Here is a 4,898-nt window from a genome sequence, read left to right on the forward strand (position 1 = left end):
GCATTTTTCTAGGATATACTATTTGTATATCCATAGATTTTCACTCAGGTAGGTGTGTTATGAGCAGTGTGCAAACCAATATTTTTAGAACAAATAAAACTCAAGCAGTGCGTTTACCCAAAACCGTCGAATTACCAGAAACAGTCAAAAAAGTAACTATTGTTGCCGTAGGTAACACACGCATCATTACCCCTGCGGATGAATCTTGGGATACTTGGTTTGATAACTATAATGTGTCATCAGACTTCATGAATTCTCGTGAACAGCCAGAAGATCAAATTCGGGAATCTTTTTGAAGTGTGTTCAAAAGATGCTGAAGTATATGCTTGATACTAATATCGTCATCTACACGATGAAAAACAAACCGCCCCAAGTGCGAGGGTTGTTTAAGAAACATGATGGACAGATGTGTATCTCCAGTATCACCCTTGGTGAACTGATATTTGGTGCAGAACGATCTGCTGTTCCAGAGCAAAACTTGTTAGCAATTGAAAACTTGATAGCCCGTATGGAAGTTGAGCTTTTTGACATTAAAGCAGCTACTCATTTTGGTCAGATAAAAGCAGAACTCACTAAGCTGGGGACTCCTATAGGCCCCTATGACACAATGATTGCTGGCCATGCACGTTCGCTAGGATTAATTTTAGTCACCAATAATCTCAAAGAGTTCAGACGAGTTACGGGACTCAGACTTGAAAATTGGGCAGATTAAGTCCAATAGACTTTTGTCATGGCATTTTACAACTGCTGGAAGACAATGAGCAATGCCTACACCACTAAACTGATAATCAACATAATTATTTAACTATTCATTTAATTGTATATGGACAGGAAACCCCGTATATTTTATCTAGCTTGGACAGTCCCTAGTCAACGTGGAGGGGCTTGCTTGGCTATGCTTAGGCATTTTTTACTTAATGATGACTTTGAGTTATTTGTAGCTAGTTCCAGTCCTTTTGAGCATCCTCAGATTCCCAGCGTTCTCATACGTCGCCACCCAATTTTGTTACGCTTATCTAATACGCGTTTCTGTCGTTTGGTTCGACAAATGGAAATGATGATTGAACCATACTGGATCTTAAAACAGATTGAACCTGTCTTCAAACAGTTTTCCCCAGATGCAATATTTACTATCCCAGATAATACCTTAAGTTGGACAGCTTATCTTTTAGCCCAACAAACAGGTCTGCCTTTAATTACCAATTTTCAGGACTGGTGGCCGCGAGGGCAATTCACCCTCAACTTAGAAAAACCATACCCGATAGTTCGAGAACTCCTAGAACATCGCTTTTATAAAATGTATCAAGCTAGTGCTTTAGCATTTTGTACCAGTACAGGGATGAAACAGAAATTAGGGGAGCATCCCAATGCACCAGTGCTTTATCCTTGCCCTGCTCCTCGTGATCCAGAACTCCAACCTGACTTCCAGCCACCGCAGACAGGGCGACCCCTGCGGTTAATTTATGCTGGAACTGTTGTTAATACTTACGGGAGGAGTGTTTTAAGTTTAGCAAAAGCATTACGAGGAAGAAAAGATATTGAATTTCACGTCTATGGACCTCAGCCAGATTGGCCGGCAGAAGAAAAAGCATGGATGGAAGCAGAAGGAGTATATCTTGGCTTAATACCATATGAACAACTCAAACTTAAGTTGTATGAAGCAGATGTTTGCTTGGTAGTCATGAGCTTTGAAGAAAAATTCCGCCAAATGATGGAAACAAGCTTCACAACAAAATTTTTGGAATATTCCCAGTTTGGAAAACCAATAATTGTCTGGGGTCCAGATTACTGTCAACCCTTGCAAATAGCACAAAATTATGGATCTGGGTTGTCAGTTAATTCCCCGAATGCGTCTGATCTTATCGTTGCTTTATCTACTCTTCAAAATCCAAATCAATGGATAGCACTTGCTCAAGGAGCGTGGAAAACTGCCAACAGTATTTTTAATCCTGAATCTATTCATAGTATTTTTAAGGAGTCTATTTACAAATTAGCGAATGACGATCATTATAAGGCTCCAAAAAAATCTTCAATTTCATTGTTATGAAAATTGGTATTACAATTCGTACATTTTATCCGCAATCCGGTGGGCTACAAGTACACGCAGAGAAGTTAGCTCACGAATTAGTAGCTAAAGGGCATCAAGTTACTATTGTGACGCGTTCCATATCTCACACACCATCCTATCAAGACTATTTCTTCTTTTCTGAACAGATATCTCAGACAACCATCAACGGACTATCAGTTGATATAGTCAGACATCCCAAAACTTTGAATTGGGTGATGTGGCTTGTTTATAAATGTATAGGTTGTCCAGCTTTACGTAAATTTGGTATTTACTTAGTTGAGTTAGTATTTACACGACAATTAGTAAAGGCTTTAGAGGGAGTAGATGTTATTCATCATGTTGGCCAAGCACATGAACTAATCGGCTTTGCAGCTGCTGCGGCAGCTCGTCATTTGAGAGTAGCATTTTTAGTTCAACCAACTGTGCATCCAGGGCAGTGGGGAGATTCACAACTAGATTTATGCTTATATCGTTTGGCGAAAGGTTTATTGGTACATACAGAATTTGAGGCCAAGTTTTTACACAAGGCTGGAGTCCCAGGGGCGTTTGCCATAGTTGGCAATGGTGTAGATAATCCCACTGACGGGGATGCTAAACGTTTTTGTCAAAAATACGGTATTGATGGTTCGATTATTTTATTTCTGGGGCGTAAGAGTATAGATAAAGGTTATCCATTAATTAAAACAGCTTTTTATCTTGTTCGGAAACAGTACCCTAATGTCATGCTTGTTTGTATGGGACCTTCAGCAGATAAAATTCCTGAAACATCAGAGGATGGAGTAATAGAGCTTGGTTTTGGGGCAGAACAAGATAAACATGATGCCCTTGCAGCTTGTACATTGCTGTGTGTTCCCTCTGAAGGTGAATCTTTTGGGCTAGTTTATATGGAAGCTGGGCTTTATAGTAAGCCTATTATTGCTAGAAAACTCCCTGTGTTAGAAGAATTATTGGGTGAGCAAGAAGCAGCCTTATTGATAGGTCAAGCCTATGCAGAAGGTCATCAAGTTAACCTGGATGTTCAAGAGTTAAGTAGTGCTATGCTCAAATTACTTAATGATTCTGACCTATCTGTAAAAATCGGAAAAAATGCTTATCGTGTTGCTCGTGAGTTTCTTTGGTCTAAGATAGTGACAAGGTTTGAAGCGGCCTATAATCAAGCAATTGCTAACAATATTACCCAATTTAACAAAGAAACAAAAATTCCTCAAATATAAATAAAATTCAACACTATCAACCTCTATGATTAAACAAAAACTGCGTGATTTAATAGCTATTGGTATTGCTAATTTTTTAAGACGTTTTGCTTTTGATCCAAAATATTTTGACCTGTGGCAATCACAAGGTTATCATATAAAACCAATTAGCTTTTATAGTCCCTTGCCAGATACGAAAGAATTATTAAATAATATTTGGGATGATATTTCTCCCAATTTAGGAGGTATTGAATGGAATGAAGTTCAGCAATTACAGTTTTTAAAGATATTTCAAGAAAAATATTATAATGAATATAACGTTTTCACTGACAGGAAACCTAATAACTCCCAATTCTATCTCGGAAATGTTTCATTTGAAACTGTAGATGCTGAGATTTTATACTGCATGGTACGTTATTTTCGTCCACGTCAGATCATTGAAATTGGCTCTGGATATTCATCATTACTAGCAGTAGAGGCACTAGCGAAAAATATTAGTGAAGGATATCAGGGCTGTTTTACAGCAATCGAACCTTACCCACCAGAGTTCTTACAACATAAACTACCAATTACGATTGAACTATTAGAGCAACCTGTCCAGGAAGTTTCCTTAGAACATTTTGCTTCATTGGAGAGTGGTGATATTCTTTTCATTGATTCATCTCATGTTTGTAAAGTTGGTAGCGATGTTCACTATGAAATCCTCAAAATCTTACCATGTTTAGCACCAGGTGTGATTATTCATGTTCATGATATATTTCTTCCTGCTGAATATCCTAAGCAGTGGATTAAAGACTGGCATCGCTTTTGGAATGAGCAGTATATTTTGCAGGCTTTTTTGAGTTTTAATTCTGCTTTTGAAGTGTTATGGGCAGGTAGTTATATGCATCTTTACCATACAGATAAACTGTCAACTGCCTTTAATTCTTACGATCCTAATCAAAACTGGCCAGCTAGTTTTTGGTTAAGGCGTGTTGATGTTTCTTGCCACAGCTAAGGTCAGATAAATTTGATGGCACATTGCTAGAGAGATTTAACGGAAAAAGTCCGAAAAAAGGTTCTTACAAAATCATCAATTTTAAAAAGTTACGACAACACAAAAAATGAAAAAAATAATCCGTAAAATGCTTGGCGATCAAAATTTAGGTATCATTGACTTCTACCGATATCCTGAGTGGAAAAAATCTTGGGGAGGAGCTTTTGAAGGAGCTTTTAATGGTCAGGATTTCCGATGCAAGATATTTTCTGAGCTAGTTGACCAGTTTAGTTTTAATGCAATTTTTGAGACTGGAACATTTCATGGAAGCACTACCGAATATATGTCAAATATAAGCCGATTACCGATCTATACGGTGGAAGGACATGAAAGAACCTTCGGATATTGTAGAGCAAGATTCTGGAATAACAAGCTAGTTAATCTTTCATTTGGTGATAGTAGATTGTTTTTAATGCGTCTTCTCAAAGATATCAAATTTCAGGATGTTCCTATTTTCTTTTACCTTGATGCTCATTGGGGTCAAGATTTACCTCTTCTGGAAGAGTGTAAGATTATTCTCGATCATAAAATCCATGCAGTTATCATGGTTGATGATTTTGAAGTCGTTGGTGATAAAGGCTATAAATTTGATGATTATGGG

At 37.7% G+C, this 4,898-nt stretch carries 6 protein-coding genes; all 6 read left to right on the top strand.

What is annotated here, in order from left to right; all coding sequences use genetic code 11:
• The coding region (vapB, locus tag VB654_RS22980; RefSeq protein ID WP_323216141.1) for a type II toxin-antitoxin system VapB family antitoxin at positions 1-296 on the top strand (296 nt) is incomplete at its 5' end.
• Positions 297-322: 26 nt separating this feature from the next.
• The gene (vapC, locus tag VB654_RS22985; RefSeq protein WP_323216142.1) at positions 323-712 is read left to right on the top strand and encodes a type II toxin-antitoxin system tRNA(fMet)-specific endonuclease VapC; all 390 of its coding nucleotides are present in this window, start codon (positions 323-325) and stop codon (positions 710-712) included.
• Between the two features lie 111 nt (positions 713-823).
• Positions 824-2,047, top strand: a complete 1,224-nt coding sequence (locus VB654_RS22990) for a hypothetical protein (protein WP_323216143.1) — start codon at positions 824-826, stop codon at positions 2,045-2,047.
• Complete coding sequence (locus VB654_RS22995) at positions 2,044-3,282, top strand: glycosyltransferase family 4 protein (protein WP_323216144.1); 1,239 nt, start codon at positions 2,044-2,046, stop codon at positions 3,280-3,282. The genes VB654_RS22990 and VB654_RS22995 overlap by 4 nt, the downstream gene beginning before the upstream one ends.
• Positions 3,283-3,307: 25 nt before the next feature.
• Complete coding sequence (locus VB654_RS23000; protein ID WP_323216145.1) at positions 3,308-4,258, top strand: class I SAM-dependent methyltransferase; 951 nt, start codon at positions 3,308-3,310, stop codon at positions 4,256-4,258.
• A gap of 106 nt (positions 4,259-4,364) precedes the next feature.
• The coding region (locus VB654_RS23005; protein WP_323216146.1) for a hypothetical protein at positions 4,365-4,898 on the top strand (534 nt) is incomplete at its 3' end.

The sequence above is a fragment of the Nodularia sp. UHCC 0506 genome (assembly GCF_034931045.1).
Classification (GTDB): Bacteria; Cyanobacteriota; Cyanobacteriia; order Cyanobacteriales; family Nostocaceae; genus Nodularia.